This is a genomic window from Psychrobacillus sp. BM2, from assembly GCF_048572895.1.
Lineage (GTDB): Bacteria > Bacillota > Bacilli > Bacillales_A > Planococcaceae > Psychrobacillus.
In genome coordinates this window covers 3,590,730-3,607,653 of the sequence record NZ_CP183878.1, presented here as the reverse complement: position 1 = coordinate 3,607,653, position 16,924 = coordinate 3,590,730, and the positions used below count along the sequence as shown (strand labels likewise).

Here is a 16,924-nt window from a genome sequence, read left to right as displayed (position 1 = left end):
AACAAGATAAAATTTATATTGTAACTTTACAATTCCATGCGTATACTAAACAAGTAAACTAAAAAACTTTACAGGTGTAAAGACAGGGGCGGAATATACGATATGAAAGAACAAAAAAAGATATCTAAAAATAAACTACTGGGGATAGCAGGGCTTGCATGGATGTTCGACGCAATGGATGTGGGAATACTATCATTTGTAATTGCAGCTTTAGCAGTAGAATGGAATTTAACTCCAGGGCAAATGGGATGGATCGGGAGTGTCAATTCAATTGGGATGGCAGTAGGAGCTCTCGTATTTGGAGTTTTTGCAGATAAAGTAGGGCGAAAAAAAATATTTATGATTACTCTATTAGTGTTTTCTATTGCAAGTGGATTATCGGCTCTTACAACGACACTTGCAGCGTTTTTACTGTTAAGATTTTTTGTGGGAATGGGACTTGGAGGAGAACTTCCAGTAGCCTCAACATTAGTATCTGAGAGTGTGGAAGCAAAAGAACGTGGAAGAGTAGTTGTTCTATTAGAAAGCTTTTGGGCCGCAGGATGGATTATTTCCGCAATCATTGCCTATTTTATTATTCCTCACTACGGTTGGAGAGTTGCTTTGATTGTTACTGCATTACCGGCCTTTTATGCTATTTATTTGCGTTTAAAATTACCAGATTCACCTAAATATACTGGCAAGAAATCTGAATCTCGAAGTATTATACAAAATATGAGTGAAGTTTGGTCAAAGAAATATGCAAAGCGAACACTAATGTTATGGATTGTATGGTTTACGGTCGTGTTTTCTTATTATGGAATGTTCCTATGGCTACCAAGTGTAATGGTCATTAAAGGATTCACTCTCATTAAAAGCTTTGAATACGTATTGATCATGACCATTGCTCAATTACCAGGTTATTTTTCGGCTGCCTGGTTGATTGAGAAGGCAGGACGTAAATTTGTTTTAGTTACTTATTTATTGGGAACTGCGGCAAGTGCATTCGTCTTTGGATCTGCTGAGACAACGACATTATTAATGGTATCAGGTATTCTTTTATCATTCTTTAACCTTGGGGCATGGGGTGCTTTATATGCATATTCCCCAGAGCAGTATCCAACTGTCATTCGTGCAACAGGTTCTGGTATGGCCGCATCTGTTGGACGTATAGGCGGGATTTTAGGGCCGTTGTTGGTAGGTACTCTCGTAATGAGAGACTTTGAAATCGGTTATATCTTCACTATCTTCTGTGTTGCGATTGTTATAGGAGTATTAGCGGTACTGTTCCTTGGTACGGAAACAAAACAAGTAGAATTAGAATAGATGCAAAAACCTGTTCCTAAGGGGCAGGTTTTTGTTTTGCTTGCAGGTGGAAACATAGTAATATGAAGAATGGATAACCAAAGGGGGTAGAGGATGTATCAGCTAAAATATAAACGTATACTTATAGTCGGTTCAAGCGGTGCAGGTAAATCTACCTTGTCCAAACTGTTGTCGAAGAAGTGGGACTTACCCTTAATCCATCTAGATACACTATTTTGGAAAGAGGGATGGGTTCCTACGCCAAAGCCGGAGTTTCGTGAAAAAATTCAAGCAGAACTAGAAAAAGATAAGTGGATTATAGATGGGAATTTCGACTCAACATTAGAGTTGCGAGCATCCTATGCAGACTTAATTATTTTCTTGGATTTTTCTAAAATTTTGTGCACATATAGGGTTTTCAAGCGAGCGTTGATTTACCGTGGAAAAACACGTCCGGATATGGCGCCAGGCTGCAAAGAAAAAATAGACGTAGAATTTGCTAAATGGGTATGGCGATTTCCAAAAGATGTACGCCCGCATACACTTGACATTTTAAGAAACGTAAAAGAAACAGATATATGCATTTTGCGAAATCCTAAAGAAGTAAAAGGATTTCTCATGACTGCACCAACTATAAAAAATATCGAACACCATAGGAGTATATCAACATGAATAACAAACAACTAACAGCACAACAGGTAATCGATCTAATTCCTAACAATGCAGATATAATTCTTCCGCTAACGAATGGAGAACCACATAAATTATTGGATATTTTAGAGGATCAAGCACATCAATTAAATAATGTGAAAATACATCAATTACTTGCCTTACAATCTAGAAAGTATATGAATGGCACCTTTCCTGGACAACTACACCATGTCTCTTACTTTTTAAGCGGGGCAACAAGAAAACAGTTCCATCAAGGATTGGTAGACTTAGTACCAAATCATTTTCATGAAATGCCACGTATATTAAAGAGCTCTACAAATCTGTCGATGATTATGGCTGTAGCTTCGCCAATAGACGAGTTTGGTTACTTTTCCTTAGGTACGCAGGCGGATATCGTGAGTGAGTTTATCGGTACAGTGCCATTTATATTAGAAGTGAATAAACATATGCCACGCACTTTTGGGCAAAATCAAATCCACATTACCCAAATTGCCGGCTTTGTTGAAAATGATCGTCCATTATTCGAGGACGTTGCAATCCCTATTGGTGAAAAGGATATGAAAATTGCTGAATATGTGACGGAGACAATTAAAAATGGAGACTCACTTCAAATTGGTATTGGCTCTATTCCAAATGCAGTGGTGAGCTTATTAAAAAGTCATCGTCATTTAGGTATTCATACGGAAATGTTCGTCGATGGAATTGTGGATTTAGTACAAGCAGGTGCCATTGATGGAACACAAAAGTTTACGAATAAAGGAAAAATCATTGCTACCTTCGCGCATGGATCAAAGAAAATGTATGACTTCCTTGATAATAATCCCGCTGTGGAGTTTTTACCTGTAAGTATTGTGAATGATCCACGAGAAATTGCCAAGGAAGAGCGCATTGTTTCGATTAATGCGACTACAGAGGTAGACTTATTTGGACAATGTGCCTCCGAAACGGTTGCTGGAAATTACTATTCGTCTACGGGAGGACAAGCTGACTTCGCTCGTGGTGTTCGCTTTGCAAAAGAAGGGAAAGGATTTGTATGTATGACATCTACAGCAAAAAATGATGAAATTTCACGTATAAAACTAAGTTTAACTCCAGGTTCTGTTGTGACAACTTCAAAAAATGATGTAGATATGATTGTTACGGAATACGGCATTGCTAAAATGTTTGGAAAACCAATTTCAGAGCGTGCGAAACAGCTTATCTCCATTTCACATCCAAAGTTTAGAGAAGAGCTAACATTTGAAGCGAAAAAGAAGGGATTTATTTAATATGAAGCCAATCGATGCATCTTTTTTTCAGCAACCGACTTTAGAGCTTGCACGCCAATTATTAGGAAATTATATTGTTCATGAGCATCCAAGTGGGTTAATCGTTGGAAAAATTGTAGAAACCGAAGCATATATGGGACCAGATGATCGAGCGGCACATAGTTTTGGTAATAGGAGGACGAAGCGAACCGAAGTTATGTTTGGTGATCCAGGACTAATATACACATATCAAATGCACACTCATACGCTCATCAATGTAGTTGCGGCGCCTTTGGGCATTCCCAATGCGATATTAATCCGTGCTGTCGAACCAGTGGAAGGATTAGATTTGATGAAGAAATTCCGCAACGATCTTCCGATGAAACAGTGGACGAACGGACCTGGAAAGCTAACTAAAGCTATGGGTATATCCATGGAACACTATGGTTCACATTGGACAGAAAAGCCCTTGTACATGGCAAAGGGGGAGCAGATAAATTCTGTATCTACTGGTCCAAGGATAGGTATTCAAAACAGCGGAGAAGCGGTCCATTACCCGTATAGATTTTGGGAGACAGAAAATCCATTTGTATCGAAAATGAGATAACCAGAGATGACCTGAAAATAGGTTATCTCTGGTTTTTCATTATGCAAAGTATTAGTATGTGCGTACTTGTGAAATAAGCTGGATATATGAAGGATTATTGATGGGTTCGATTAAAATTGGGCCCATTGAACCGCTATAACTCAATCTTATTTCTTCTTCTTTAATAGCTTTTAAAGCGTCCATTAAAAAACTAGCATCAAGAGAAATATTTGGGCCAGTCTCGCCAGTGATTTCTTCGATAGGTTGTGTTTCTTCTATTAAACCTATCTCAGAAAAGTATGATGAAATTTTAATTTTATTTTCACTTGCTATTTCTAAATGTACGTTGTTATTTCTCCATTCATTTGCAAAAAGACAGGCTCTATCGATTCCCTGTAAAAACTGTTTGGTGTTTAAAGTTATAATCGTTAAAGCGTCTTTTAGGAACAATCCCGATGTGTTAGGATAACTACCTTCAATAAGGCTTGAAATAAGTGTCAGATAATCGGATTTAAAAACTATATATTTATCCGAAAAATAAATAGTAATCATGTGAACTTCATTTTTAATTAACTTAGAAAGCTCGCGTAAACTTGTTTCCGAGATAATAAATGATCCCTCAAAGTCTGATACTAATGAGTATTTTCTGGAGGCGAGACGTTGAGAATTTGTAGCGACAAATGAAAGTTGGTTTTCCGATAAGGTTATATTTACTCCTGTTAGAACGGGTCTTGACATGTTGTTAGAAACTGCAAACATAGTTTGCTCCATAATCTCTAATAGCTTATTACTTGGAATACTTATATGTTTTGATAAATCGATGTATGGAAGAGTAGGATATTGTTCCGAACTAAAACCATTTAATCGGATTATGATTTCTTTAGATTGTATAGTCACCAGTTGTTTCTCCTGCATTTTGATATGAATATCACTGGGCAACTTTTTTACGATTTCACTTAAATGTTTTGCTGATACCACAACGCTACCTGTTTTAATGACCTCCAAAACGTTAATGTTATTCAATATTAATGGAATAAACCTTTCAATAGCTATTTCTGAGTTACTTCCACTTAGGATTAAATGATCATTATTAACCACTATCTTTATTCCAGATAGGACTGGTAAAGAGTCTTCGTTGATACTGCCTTACTAACGTCTAAAATTGCTTTGTTAAAACAATCCTTATTATTTTAAATTCCAACTATTTTTCACCCCTTAGTAACAATTCGACGTTATGATACAAATTCCTTTTCACAAATAAAGAGACTTCCAAAAGTTAGATTTTGGAAGTCCTTATTAGAGTACTTAAGATTAGATCTTAAATCTGTTTTCCCATATAGTATTCATCTACGAATTGATCATGAATTATTAATGCGTTCTTTCGTGTACCCTCTAATTCAAATCCAAGCTTCTTATAGAGTTTTTGTGCATTAATATTTTCTTTAATAACAGTAAGTTCCAGCTTAGAAATGCCAGATCCCTTTGCCCACTTTTCTCCTTGAAGCATTAGAGAAGATGCAATTCCCTTCTTAGAAAAATCTTGCTTGACGCCAATTACTACAGATGCCCTGTGCACGGCACGTGGAGCAGGACCTCCTATAAACTGTACATAACCTGCATATTGGCCGTTCATAATAGCTAAAAGCAAAATAGAGTTAGGTGAAGTTTTCCAGGTATTCATGCTTTTGCGGATACTTTGAACTGTTAATTGTCGATCAGATTTTCCGAATAACATAAAATCTGTTTCCGCAAAAATAGTTTCCTGTAAGTTTATAAAAGGACGAGCATCCTCTAAATCCGCTTCACGAATAATAAGAATATCCTGATTGTTATTATCAGATTTACGTTCATCGGTCTCATGTAAAACACTATGAAAATGAATTGCTTTTCCAAGATCAACGCTTTTTACGGAATAACCTGAATCTGTCCATGCAAAGTAATGAAGTGCTGGTGGCTTCGTTTTTTTCCACCAACTACTACTTAAATAAGCAGCATTAGGAAGAACATGCCCAATAATTGCTTCGATTTCAACATATGTTAAAGTGATTTCTTTGTTAGTAGATTGTTTAAAAAAGTCAGCCAACGGAATGTATTTGCTCTCGGAATTTTTGGGCATTAGACATTTTCACTCGTTTCTTCTCAAGGTATGAATTATATCCTAATTATAACATTATTGTAGATAAGTATATACAGCTTAAAATCTATTCATCGGTAAAATTATTCCTAAATTGAAAAAGTGTTACTTCATAATAGAAGTAACACTTTTATAAAAACAATTAAATTAAGCGTTTGCTAATTCTGATTGGATTGCTGGTCCGAAGAATTCATAGTGAATGTTTTCATTTGGAGTTCCTAGCTCCAATAAATGATTGATCATAGCTTCCATAAATCCAACAGGTCCACATACGTAAATATCTCCGTTTGCAGTTGCATGTTCCTTAAGGACGTCTTTCGTGATAAAGCCATCGCCACTTTCAGAGTAGAGTGTTACGTATTTTGCATCATCCATGTTTTCCATTAATGTACGAATATCTTTGTCAAATGGATGTAGATTTTCATTACGGGCACTATAGATAAAGGATACTGGACGATTTGGGTTGTTTTTCGCAACTGTCTCAAACATACTCATCATCGGTGTGATTCCAACTCCACCACTTACGAAAGTTACTGGTGTAGTTTTTGATGGGTCTAATATGAAATCTCCAGCTGGTGCAGTAAGCTCTACTTTGTCGCCAACATCCACATTATTATGAAGGTGAACTGATACTTTACCTTCTGGATTATATTCGTCTTCTTTTTTCACAGAAATACGGAATGATTCGCCATCCGTTGCTTTTGATAAGCTATATTGTCTATTCATCATGTATTTTTCTCCAGGGATACTTACACGAATCGTGATAAATTGACCAGGCTCATAAGAAGGTAATACTGAACCATCAGCAGGTTTCAAAAATAAAGAAGTAATATTATCGCTTTCTTTTACTTTGTCAGCTATAACAAAATCCTTGAAGAATCTCCAACCGCCTTGTTTAGATTCAGTCGCAGTATACATTTCTTCCTCAATACCGATAAATGCATCCGCAATTACTCCATATGCTTCAGCCCAAGCATTAATAATATCATAGGTTGCTGCATCACCTAATACCTCTTTAATAGCTCCAAGTAAGTGCTCTCCAACGATTGGATAATGTTCTGGTTTGATGCCTAAGCTTACATGTTTTTGGCCGATTTGTTTAACTACTGGAATAATTGCTGCAAGATTATCGATATGAACAGCAGCAGCATAAACTGTGTTCGCTAATGCAGTTTGTTGACGTCTTTTTGCTTGGTTGGCATGATTGAATATATTTAATAGTTCTGGATGAGCTTCGAACATATTTTTGTAAAAAGCAGTGGTAATAGCTACACCGTGGACTTCTAAAACTGGTGCTGTAGATTTTACGATATCGATTGTTTTTTGAGATAACATTTATACACACGTCCTTTTCTTTGATTACAAACACAATATACTCCTGTAAAATTTTAAAAGCAATATATAAAATACATCTTTAATAATTCAGACACATTTATACCACAATCTTGTCAAAATCGTTATAATGATAAGGAAGAATGGCGGTGGCAATATGAGAATGACTATGTACACAGATTTCTCCCTTCGCGTGTTAATATACCTTGGAGCACAGGAAAAAGGTAAACTTTCTACAATACAAGCTATATCAGACGCATATGGTATATCCAAAAACCATCTGATGAAAGTGACCCATGAGCTTGGGAAACTTGGCTATATAGATACAGTTAGAGGTAGAGGCGGCGGCATCCGTTTAGCGATGGAACCCGAAGCTATTAATATAGGACAAGTCGTACGACATACGGAGGACGACTTTCATCTTGTCGAATGCTTTGATTGTCAGTCGAATAGTTGCGTTATTACATCAGTTTGTGGATTAAGAGCAGCGCTGCGCTTAGCGCTAAATGCCTATCTACAGGTGTTAGACGGATATACACTGGAAGATTTTCTACATCAAAAGCATAAATTAGCGGATTTACTTTTCAATGACGCAACAGATGTATGATAAAATATAGTCGGAAATAGATTTTAGGAGGATTATTCATGGAAAAAGTACTAGTTTTTGGACATCAAAACCCTGATACAGACACAATTACATCTGCTATCGTTTATGCGCATTTAAAAAATCAGATTGGTTCTGAATCTGAGGCAGTTCGTCTAGGTGAATTAAATAATGAAACAAAGTTCGCATTAGAAAAATTCGGTTTTGAAGCACCAAGATTAATAGAAAACGTCTCAACAGAAGCAAAAAAAGTTATTTTAGTTGATCACAATGAAAAACAACAAAGTGCAGAAGGTATAGAAGAGGTTCAAGTAACAGAAGTAATCGATCATCACCGTATCGCAAACTTTGAAACAGCTGACCCATTATACTACCGCGCAGAGCCAGTAGGTTGTACGGCAACTATTATCAATAAAATATATAAAGAAAAAGGCGTGGAGGTACCTGCAAATATCGCAGGATTAATGCTCTCTGCAATTGTTTCAGATACATTATTATTCAAATCACCTACTTGTACAGAGGAAGATATAATAGCTGCAAGGGAGTTAGAGAAAATTGCTGGAGTCAACGTAGAAGAGTACGGACTTGCAATGTTAAAAGCTGGAGCGGATTTAAGCGACAAGAGCTTAGAAGACCTACTTACACTTGATGCAAAAGAGTTTGGGATGGGTGAATCTAAGGTAATAATTGCGCAAGTCAATGCAGTAGATGTCAACGATGTGATGAATCGCCAAGCGGAACTAGAAGAGTTAATCACTCGTGAAATCCAAGAAAAAGAATTGGATCTATTTTTCTTTGTCGTAACAGATATCTTAAATAACGACTCTGTAGCATTAGCTCTTGGGAAACTAGCATTAAAAGCAGAAGCTGCATTCGATGTGAAGTTTGAAAACAATACCGCCCTTCTAAAAGGTGTAGTATCTCGTAAAAAACAAGTAGTACCAGCCTTAACAGAAGCTTTAGCAGAATAAGAAATACTAAAAACGATGCAATTTGCATCGTTTTTTTAAAAAGATAAGAAAGTATATAAAAATGTACCGTGAACACTGGGTTTTCGGTGCTTTTAAAAATGAATAATACTATGATTTTCGTTTCAGTTGGGCGCTTTCCACGGGCACGGCTTCAGCCTCCTCGCTGGAAAACATATGCTCCTGCGGTTACTCGTCGCAAAGACATTGCCCAAACAAAGTTTGGCCAATGTCTTCGCTGCGGGGTCTTCAGCTCGCGCTGTTCCCGCCGGAGTCGCCACCTTCCACTACAATCAATATGACGTGTAGTACTCTACTATCAGATTTGGCATAGCTTATCGCTTAGATAATAATAGCAGTCGATGTTAATATAGTGATAAAACCGTCTGTTGAATTTAAGGACACTATTTTGTAATGAAGAATGAAGCAAGTAAATTTCCTTTTTTTACTAGTGGAAATAAAGAAAAATAATAAGTAGTTACTAAATAAAAAAGCGAAATAGCGAACGAAATTGTATCTTCGTGAGCTCCTGCTAGGAGTAGAATCGTATCTTTTCTCTAGTTAAACAAAAACGCACTAACCTGTTTCTATTAGTTGTAGAAGGGTGACGGACAGGCAACCGCCATAAGATTAGCATCCCTAAAAATTCAATCGGTAATCTATAGCAAAACGTCTGTCCAAAGCCCTTCGAAAACGAAAGATACAGGTTTTGAACTAAAAGGAATGTGCATTTTTTGGCCCGGTTTTTCTTATATCACATAGTATTTCATCTATCAATTCATGAGGAGTTATCAAGTACACCTCCTTAAGAAAATCACACTCTAGCTAGAGGTTTCTAATAATAAAAGTATTTACTTGCTTTGACATGTCGTTTACTTGCGCTCAGGGTGGAAATACTTGCTTTAGTTTTTCGTTACTTGCGAAAAGGAATATTTATCCAACGAGAAATATGTCTCAGTCTATTTATGAAGTGATTCTCCTCATATAATGATGAAATTATTACTAACAGCAAAAAGTGTAACTAGCAAGCAGTAATTTTGAATTCAAGATTTAATCCAATTACAATGTAGAAGAGGTGATGATGAAAATGAAAATTGAAGTTTGGTCCGATTTTGTATGTCCTTTTTGTTATATTGGGAAAAGACGATTAGAAGAAGCATTAGAACAAACCGGTTTTGATTCACAAGCTCAAGTAGAATTTAAAAGCTTTGAATTAGACCCACATACACCAAAGCAATCAAATAAAACGATGTACGAAGTGCTAGCAGAAAAGTACGGCTCAACCGTGGAAGCTGCAAAAACGATGACACACGGAGTAGTAGAACAAGCAAAAACAGTTGGTCTCGAATATAACTTTGAAGCTATGAAGCCTGCTAACACTTTAGATGCGCATCGATTAGTAAAATGGGCATCTGCACAAGGTAAAGCAAAAGAGGCAAATGAGTTATTATTGCATGCTTACTTTATCGAAGGAAAAGAAATTGGAAACAATGAAGTATTGCTAGGTTTAATCGAATCGCTTGAACTGTCAAGAGAAGAGGCAGAAAGAGTCCTAAACTCCAAAGAATATTTAGCAGATGTACGTATAGACATTGCCAAAGCAGGACAAATCGGAGTCCGTGGGGTACCTTTCTTTGTCATAAACGACAAGTATGCTATTTCAGGAGCTCAACCTACGGAAACATTTGTAGGAGCACTACAAAAAGTGGCGGAAGAAGAAGGATTACAGGCTTAAATTAATGTGAAATTAAAAGGTATAAATTAGTATTCAACACAAAAACGTGCAGCTCAAATTGAGCATGCACGTTTTTATTTTCTTTCAAATGAGTGATATCTAGTGCCTTGAAAAGTGAGTACACCTAAATCATCCTCTGCAAGCATTCCATAATCGGAGCCACTAAGACGCAATTCCAAACGATCGCCACTATCAAATTGAAAAGTAACATAGTAGGAGGTGGATGCCGAGCTGTCACCTGCACCACCACTCGTTTTAGAGCGTTTAGTTACCACCTGTGCGGGTACGGATAACTTAGGGGAGTTATTGTTCTTATTCCACTGCGTTAAACTCTTAATAATCGTAAAAATAATAAGCCCAAAAATCAATAAAAATATTAACACAAAAAATATAGGAAACCCTGCAAAAAAGAACCCGAAACTATCCATGTTCATACTCCTAACTAAAACTGTTTTTCTGTTATACGCAAAAAAATGAATAAAGTTTCATTAATAGATAGACACTGTAGAAAAAGGAGGAAATACATTGTCAGAACATATTTTGCCCAAGGAATCTAAATCCTACTGGAGAGCAACAAATGACCTTCCACTATTCCCTAGAATAAACGATAATATCGAAACAGATATTGTCATTGTAGGTGCTGGTCTAACAGGAATTACCGCGGCGTATTTGCTAAGTAGTAGCGGTCGAAAGGTGATTGTAGTAGAGGGTAGTAGGATATTGGAAGGGACTACTGGATTTACAACTGCTAAGGTGACCGTTCAACATGGTCCTATTTATCAACAATTAATCTCTACCTTTGGAGAAGAAAACGCTCGATTATACTTTGATGCGAATACGGAAGCCAAAGAATTTATGAAACAGACGATAGAACAACTAGGAATCCACTGTGACTACGAAACGATGCCTGCCTATATTTATGCAGATACCGAGGTTGGTATAGAAAAAGTGGAAAAGGAAATGGAGGCTTATAACACTCTTGGCATAGAAGGAGCAACTTTGACGAAGGATACCGGACTTACCTTTACAGTAAAGCAAGCTCTTAAATTAGAAGACCAAGGTCAGTTTCATCCGATAAAATATGCAAAGGCATTGATGGAAAAAGCAATTGAAAATGGCGTAGAATTTTTTGAGGAATCTCGTGCTAAAACGGTGAAATCGAATACAGTAGAACTGATGGATGGCCAGCTAATTCGTGCAAACAAAATATTAGTATGCAGTCATTTTCCATTTAATGATGGAGATGGATTATACTTTGCACGAATGCATTCGGAACGTTCCTATGCACTTGCTTCCATTGCCCCCACCAATTATCCAAAGGGTATGTATATAAATGTAGAGAAACCGACAAGATCTATAAGAACCGCTTTAGGTAGTGATGGACAAAGGTATTTGCTACTAGGCGGAGAAGGCCATGTAACTGGACGATTTGAAGGCGATACAAATGAAAATTATGAAACTCTCGCAGCTTTCGGTCGAGAACAATTTAAGGTAAAAAGTTATAATTATCGCTGGTCTGCTCAGGATCTAGTCACTTTGGATCAGCTGCCATATGTCGGTCCGATGACTGCAGGAAAGTCAGATGTATTAGTGGCAACGGGGTATGCAAAATGGGGAATGACCAACAGTACGGTTGCCGCAAAAATCATGACTGATCTTGTATTGGAAAGGGAAAACCGCTATATAGAACTTTATAACCCTTCCCGCTCTAAACTGAAAAAAGAAGATATAACAAGCTTCGCAAAAACCAATGCAAGCGTTGCAAAAGAACTAGTTAAAGGAAAAACAGAACTGGTAGATTTGAAGCTAGAAGATATACAATCCGGTAGTGGAGATATAATAATGATGGATGGTAAGAAGGTAGGAGCTTATAAGGACGAACAAGGAAATGTATATCTTGTTAAACCTGCTTGTTCACATATGGGCTGTAATGTTTCCTTTAACAATGCGGAAAGTTCATGGGATTGCCCGTGTCACGGTTCAAGATTTAGTTATAAGGGAGATGTCTTAGAAGGACCTGCATTTGAACCATTAGAAAAAGTTGAACATGTCGACTAATAGTAATTAGAATATACCATTTCCTAATAGTTTTATCTCAAAGGAGTTACCTAAATAATATTGGGTAACTCCTTTATTATTGTTTTTAATCGATATATCGATTAAAATTACCGATATATAAAGGAGTTGGTTTATATGAAAAGACGGAGAGGATTTGTACAAATGGCAATATTGCATCTATTGGAGGAAGCATCGATGCATGGATACCAAATAATGAAGGAGCTAGAAATTAGGTCGGGAGGACATTATTCTGCGAGTGCTGGAACAGTATACCCTGCACTTCAAGAATTGTTGGAGCAAGAAATGATAAAACTCGAACCTTCATCCGATAAAAAAACTTATAGCATTCAAGAAAAGGGGAAAAGCCGATTGCTAGATTTTGCAAATCGTAAAGAGGGATCATTTTGGAGCAATTGGGAGGCTCGGTGGATTTGGCAAAAATCTGAAGAAGCTATTTATTTAAAGGAGATAATTGATTTGTGGGAGGATGAGCTTAGAAAGGCGATAAAACAGACCAGAAGTGCTCCCGAGAATTCACCAAAACTTATTGCTTTCATGAAAGAAATAACAGAACGATTACAGACAGAGAACTACTAGGGAGTGAGATTTTATGAAATCCTTTTGGAAACTACTTCCTTATGTTAAACCATATATGCTTTTTGCTATTTTAGCACCAATTTTTATGTGTATTGAAGTGGCGATGGATTTATTATCACCGACCATCATGCAACATATTATTGATGATGGTATTGCTAATAATGATACTGCTTATGTCGTTAAGCTTGGTGTGTTAATGCTTGTAACCGCAGTCATCGGGCTGATAGGTGGAGCGGGTTGTACGATATATAGTACTAGAGCAGCTGTAAATTTTGCCGCTGATATTCGAAGAGATGTATTCAAAATGACAGAACGGTTTTCTAGTAACAATATGGACAATATTGGTGTAGGGAAATTAATAACGATTGTGACAAATGATATCACGGCTGTCCAACAGGCACTTATGATGACACTTCGTGTTTTTGTAAGAGGACCGCTTTTATTTTTAGGAGCAGTTGCGATTGTTTGGTTTACAGCTAGAGAGCTATTCCCTGTGTTATTGGTCGTCATTCCTATCTTAATAGTTTTAATCTATTTTTTCTCCTATAAAACAGGTAAATTATTTGCGAAAGTACAAAAGGCTATGGACAAAGTGAATACGAAGCTTCAAGAAACTTTTGCAGGTATACGTGTGATTAAAGCATTTGATAGACAAGATTATGAGATAAAAGGCTTTAAAAGTGTAAATGAACAGTTAACAAAACGTAATATGTCAGCGGAACAAGTGATTCTTACACTTATGCCGGTTATGCTATTTATAGTTAATATTGGAGTAGTCATTGGAATGTGGATGGGTGCTATAAAAGTAAATGAGGGAACACTGCAAGTTGGTGTTATTCTAGCATTTATCAACTATTTAACTATTATTATGAACGGATTGGTATCTAGTAGTCATGTATTAATGCAAATTACGAAGTCGTTCACTTCTGCAGGTCGAATACAACAGGTTTTAGAAACAAAAATTGATATAACTGATCCCGTAAAATCTGTATCGGACAATGATATCAAGGGCGAGGTAGAGTTTAAATCGGTTCACTTTAGCTATAGTAAAAATGGAGAATATGTATTAAAGGATATTTCCTTCCATGTGAATAGTGGAGAAACGATTGGAATTATAGGGTCAACAGGAAGTGGGAAGTCAACACTTATCAAACTTCTTCCTAGATTGTATGACCCCGATTTAGGAGAGGTATTAATCAATGGGATAAATATAAAAGAGTATTCTATTGAGAAGTTAAGAGGATTAATCGGATTTGTACCTCAAAAGGCAACGTTATTTGCAGGATCGATAGAGGAAAATATACGCTTCGGAAAAGAAGAAGCCACTTTAGAGGATATGAAAAAAGCAGCTAACTCAGCAGCCGCAAGTGAGTTTATCGAGAAAGTAGATGGGCAGTTTACGCACGAGCTTATGCAGGGGGCTACAAATCTGTCTGGTGGCCAAAAGCAGCGATTATCAATGACTCGCGCATTCATCCGTCAACCAAAAATATTAGTTTTAGATGATTCGACTTCTGCAATAGATGCACTATCTGAAGTTCAGGTACAACAAGCACTTGGACAGTATCTATCGGATACAACTGTATTCATCGTATCATCCAAAGTCTCTTCCATTATAAATGCCGACCGAATTCTTGTAATGGAAGATGGAATGATTGTAGCAAGTGGTACACATGAAGAGCTACTTGAATCGAGTGGAATTTATCGCAGTATTTATGCAACGCAAAGTGGAAAGGGGGTCCTTTCCTATGAGTAAAGCTTCAGTTCAACCTGCCTCTAATGCAATAGGTCGTGCAAGAGGGCAAAGAGGATTTGGTGGACCAGTAGAGAAAGCGAAAGATAAAAAAGGAACAATAAAACGAATTTGGCGATATATGGAGAAGCAAAAAATTGCTATTGTAGTGTCGATTATATTGGTTATAATTTCTACTCTATTAAACTTGTTAGTTCCATATATGATTGGTGTCACCATAGATGAGTATATAATTCCAAAGGATATGGACGGAACACTACGCTTTTTAGTAATACTAGCAATTGTGTATATAGCAGCAGCTGCATTTACTTGGTTACAGAATTTTTTAATGGTTCGAGTGTCCTTAAAAACAATTAAATCACTACGTCAAGATTTATATGAAAAATTTCAAACTTTGTCTTTGCGGTTTTTCGATAAACGTACGCATGGAGACCTTATGAGTCGTGTTACGAATGATATTGAGAGTTTGAATAATGCATTAAGCCAAAGTGTGATTCAAATAATTTCTACTGTAATGATGGTGACTGGTGTAACGATAGCGATGCTTATGCTTAACTGGGTATTGGCTATGGTGTCACTGCTAGTAGTTCCATTAGTTATTATCACAACGAAAAAGATTATTACTTATAGTAGTAGTAACTTTATCAAAAGACAACGTGATCTAGGCGAGCTAAACGGTTTTGTAGAAGAGACCATTTCAGGAAATGAAGTAATTACCCTTTTTGGGCAAGAAGAAAAGAATTTCAACAAGTTCTCGATTGTAAATGAACGACTTCGTAGGTCCGCAACCGCTGCTGATACTGTATCGGGATTTCTAGGACCTATCAACAACTTTATCAACAATTTAGGTCTTGCATTAATTATTGGAATTGGGGCTGTAATGACTGTACAAGAGTTAGCAACTATCGGTGTAATTGCATCATTTGTTAATTATTCCAGACAATTCTTTAGACCCATTAATCAGCTTTCAACCTTATTAAATACCTTCCAATCTGCTATAGCAGGAGCTGAGCGAGTATTTGAAATAATGGATGAAACTCCCGACCTTCAAGATCAGAAGAGTGCAGTTACAGTAAATAATTTAAAAGGAGACGTTACATTTTCCAACGTTCACTTTTCTTATGAGACCGGAAAAACCATTTTGAAGGATATTAGCTTTGAGGCCAAAGCAGGAGAAAAGATTGCTTTAGTAGGTCCGACAGGCTCAGGAAAAACAACAATTATTAATTTGCTTATGCGATTTTATGAGGTAGACTCTGGGGATATTGAAATCGATGGGATATCAATTAGGGATTATCAAATAAGTAAGCTTCGAGAAAAAATTGGTATTGTCTTACAAGATACCTTCCTATTTTCAGGCTCCATTTTGGAAAATATTCGATACGGTAGACTTGAGGCTAGTGATGAGGAAGTAATTGAAGCAGCTAAACTGGCATCTGCTCATCGATTCATCAAGCATTTACCTGATAAATATGATACACAGATTACTGGAAATGGCTCCAATTTGAGTCAGGGACAGCGTCAATTATTAGCGATTGCTCGTGCCATTTTAGCGGAATCAGATATATTGATTTTAGATGAAGCAACTTCCAGTATCGATACAAAAACAGAGATAGACATCCAGCAAGGCCTAAATCGTCTATCGGAAGGACGTACAAGTTTTGTCATAGCCCATCGGTTAAAAACGATTGAAAACGCAGATAAAATCTTAGTCATTCATCAAGGGAAATTAATCGAGATGGGAACACATAAAGAACTACTGCAACAACAAGGTTTTTACTTCGAACTATATGAAAGTCAGTTTAATATTTAAAACACTAATTATGTTTGCGTGAATGAGGATGAAGACTTGCAAATGACCTTGTGGAAAGGCATTTGCAGGTTTTTTATTTCTCGTAAAGTAAGAACAAAAATAGCGTTTTAAATCTATATTTCCAGTGACACTTTCACACAT

The 16,924-nt window shown here is 36.8% G+C and carries 15 protein-coding genes; 11 read left to right on the top strand and 4 right to left on the bottom strand.

Going from position 1 to position 16,924, the window contains the following annotated elements:
• The first annotated feature begins 102 nt into the window (after positions 1-102).
• From ACN6MX_RS17665 to ACN6MX_RS17650, 4 genes are all read left to right on the top strand, one after another.
• Positions 103-1,305, top strand: coding sequence for an MFS transporter (locus tag ACN6MX_RS17665; protein WP_419960120.1), 1,203 nt, complete (start codon positions 103-105; stop codon positions 1,303-1,305).
• Positions 1,306-1,398: 93 nt separating this feature from the next.
• The gene (locus ACN6MX_RS17660; protein WP_419960119.1) at positions 1,399-1,956 is read left to right on the top strand and encodes a DNA topology modulation protein; all 558 of its coding nucleotides are present in this window, start codon (positions 1,399-1,401) and stop codon (positions 1,954-1,956) included.
• A complete protein-coding gene (locus ACN6MX_RS17655; protein WP_419960118.1) occupies positions 1,953-3,224 on the top strand; it encodes an acetyl-CoA hydrolase/transferase family protein in 1,272 nt (423 codons plus the stop codon). Before ACN6MX_RS17660 ends, ACN6MX_RS17655 begins: the two co-directional genes overlap by 4 nt.
• A 1-nt stretch (position 3,225) precedes the next feature.
• On the top strand, positions 3,226-3,810 hold the full coding sequence (locus tag ACN6MX_RS17650; RefSeq protein ID WP_419960117.1) for a DNA-3-methyladenine glycosylase: 585 nt from the start codon (positions 3,226-3,228) through the stop codon (positions 3,808-3,810).
• A 51-nt stretch (positions 3,811-3,861) separates the two neighbouring features.
• Here ACN6MX_RS17650 and dnaN read toward each other — a convergent pair whose 3' ends face one another.
• From dnaN to hmpA, 3 genes are all read right to left on the bottom strand, one after another.
• Positions 3,862-4,887: a DNA polymerase III subunit beta gene (dnaN, locus tag ACN6MX_RS17645; protein WP_419960116.1), complete on the bottom strand. Its 1,026-nt coding sequence runs from the start codon at positions 4,885-4,887 to the stop codon at positions 3,862-3,864.
• Positions 4,888-5,107: 220 nt separating this feature from the next.
• Complete coding sequence (locus tag ACN6MX_RS17640; protein WP_419960115.1) at positions 5,108-5,905, bottom strand: N-acetyltransferase family protein; 798 nt, start codon at positions 5,903-5,905, stop codon at positions 5,108-5,110.
• A gap of 165 nt (positions 5,906-6,070) precedes the next feature.
• Positions 6,071-7,258: an NO-inducible flavohemoprotein gene (gene hmpA / locus ACN6MX_RS17635; RefSeq protein WP_419960114.1), complete on the bottom strand. Its 1,188-nt coding sequence runs from the start codon at positions 7,256-7,258 to the stop codon at positions 6,071-6,073.
• A gap of 154 nt (positions 7,259-7,412) precedes the next feature.
• Between hmpA and ACN6MX_RS17630 the strand changes: the two genes are divergently transcribed.
• The 3 genes from ACN6MX_RS17630 (at position 7,413) to ACN6MX_RS17620 (ending at position 10,562) form a co-directional block, all read left to right on the top strand.
• Entirely contained in the window at positions 7,413-7,862 is a 450-nt protein-coding gene (locus tag ACN6MX_RS17630) for an RrF2 family transcriptional regulator (protein WP_419960113.1), read from the top strand.
• 38 nt (positions 7,863-7,900) lie between these two features.
• Positions 7,901-8,830, top strand: a complete 930-nt coding sequence (locus tag ACN6MX_RS17625) for a manganese-dependent inorganic pyrophosphatase (RefSeq protein WP_419960112.1) — start codon at positions 7,901-7,903, stop codon at positions 8,828-8,830.
• 1,084 nt (positions 8,831-9,914) lie between these two features.
• Entirely contained in the window at positions 9,915-10,562 is a 648-nt protein-coding gene (locus ACN6MX_RS17620) for a DsbA family oxidoreductase (RefSeq protein ID WP_419960111.1), read from the top strand.
• 74 nt (positions 10,563-10,636) lie between these two features.
• Here the strand turns inward: ACN6MX_RS17620 and ACN6MX_RS17615 are convergent, their stop codons facing one another.
• Positions 10,637-10,990: a DUF2500 domain-containing protein gene (locus tag ACN6MX_RS17615; protein ID WP_419960110.1), complete on the bottom strand. Its 354-nt coding sequence runs from the start codon at positions 10,988-10,990 to the stop codon at positions 10,637-10,639.
• A 97-nt stretch (positions 10,991-11,087) separates the two neighbouring features.
• Between ACN6MX_RS17615 and ACN6MX_RS17610 the strand changes: the two genes are divergently transcribed.
• The 4 genes from ACN6MX_RS17610 (at position 11,088) to ACN6MX_RS17595 (ending at position 16,783) form a co-directional block, all read left to right on the top strand.
• Positions 11,088-12,620 (top strand): FAD-dependent oxidoreductase, encoded by a 1,533-nt coding sequence (locus ACN6MX_RS17610; RefSeq protein ID WP_419960109.1) that lies wholly within the window; start codon positions 11,088-11,090, stop codon positions 12,618-12,620.
• A gap of 135 nt (positions 12,621-12,755) precedes the next feature.
• The gene (locus ACN6MX_RS17605) at positions 12,756-13,217 is read left to right on the top strand and encodes a PadR family transcriptional regulator (protein WP_419960108.1); all 462 of its coding nucleotides are present in this window, start codon (positions 12,756-12,758) and stop codon (positions 13,215-13,217) included.
• Between the two features lie 13 nt (positions 13,218-13,230).
• Positions 13,231-14,973: an ABC transporter ATP-binding protein gene (locus tag ACN6MX_RS17600; protein ID WP_419960107.1), complete on the top strand. Its 1,743-nt coding sequence runs from the start codon at positions 13,231-13,233 to the stop codon at positions 14,971-14,973.
• Positions 14,974-15,091: 118 nt separating this feature from the next.
• A complete protein-coding gene (locus ACN6MX_RS17595) occupies positions 15,092-16,783 on the top strand; it encodes an ABC transporter ATP-binding protein (protein WP_419962658.1) in 1,692 nt (563 codons plus the stop codon).
• Positions 16,784-16,924 lie beyond the last annotated feature (141 nt).